This is a genomic window from Pseudaeromonas pectinilytica (genome assembly GCF_054780855.1).
Map to the genome: position 1 here is coordinate 1 of NZ_BAAGVN010000195.1, position 972 is coordinate 972.

1 protein-coding gene is annotated in these 972 nt (G+C 47.1%); it reads left to right on the top strand.

What is annotated here, in order from left to right; genetic code table 11:
* The first annotated feature begins 155 nt into the window (after positions 1 to 155).
* Positions 156 to 644, top strand: a complete 489-nt coding sequence (locus ACYVG7_RS10185; RefSeq protein WP_460883010.1) for a restriction endonuclease subunit S — start codon at positions 156 to 158, stop codon at positions 642 to 644.
* The last annotated feature ends 328 nt before the right edge of the window (positions 645 to 972 follow it).

Here is a 972-nt window from a genome sequence, read left to right on the forward strand (position 1 = left end):
AGAGTAGGCAGAGAAAATCCAAGCAAAACAACACGTTAGACGGTATTATTAATTCGCTTGCCGCTTAAGGTTCTGTACATGTTGGTGACATAGCACGACCCAGCTCTTCCCGTGTTAACCCTAAAGTCAATGGTGGTAGTGATTTCTGTATAGAGTTGGAGCATATAGAATCAGGAACGGGAGACATTCTGGGTAATACAATAACGAATAGTAGCTCTTCAATAAAAACCATCTTTTGTCCAAGTGATGTACTGTTTGGTAAATTACGGTCTTATCTTAGAAAGTTTTGGTTCGCAAGTTGCGCTGGTGTTTGCTCAACAGAAATCTGGGTTTTAAAAACAGATAATAAGCTTGCTGTGTCCAGATATGTTTATTATATCGTTCAGTTGGATGAATTCATTGATGCAGCCTCTGAAGCATATGGAACTCATATGCCGCGAGCTGATTGGGGCGTAGTAAAGGAGTTCCCAGTCTTAATGCCTTCAATTATAGAACAAACCGCCATTGCCACTATTTTATCCGATATGGATAACGAGCTTAAGGCATTGACCCAGAAGCTGGAGAAGGCCCGCGCCCTGAAACAAGGCATGATGCAGCAACTGCTGACCGGCAAAATCCGCCTGCCGCTGGCGGCGGGGGCATAGACGGGGGCATGAGTGCAGCCCAGCCAGATGACCGCCTCTGCCGCGAGCCTGGCCACCGAGCCACCCAGGCCGGATTTGCGTGACTGTTGCGTGACTGGGGCGGTTGTTAATTGGCGCGATAGATGTTTATCTATCTGAAAAGAAAGAGATACTTTTATTGTGAGTTGCTTGATGGTGTGCACAGCGGCCACCCGCATACGAAAAGCGGGTGGGGTCATCGTTGGCGTGTTTATCAAGTGTTGGGTATCCAGGGCGAGAGCGTGAACATATTGTTAAATTGATGCCAGTTCAGCTAACCCAGCATCCAGTACCTTTTCCAGATATGGGC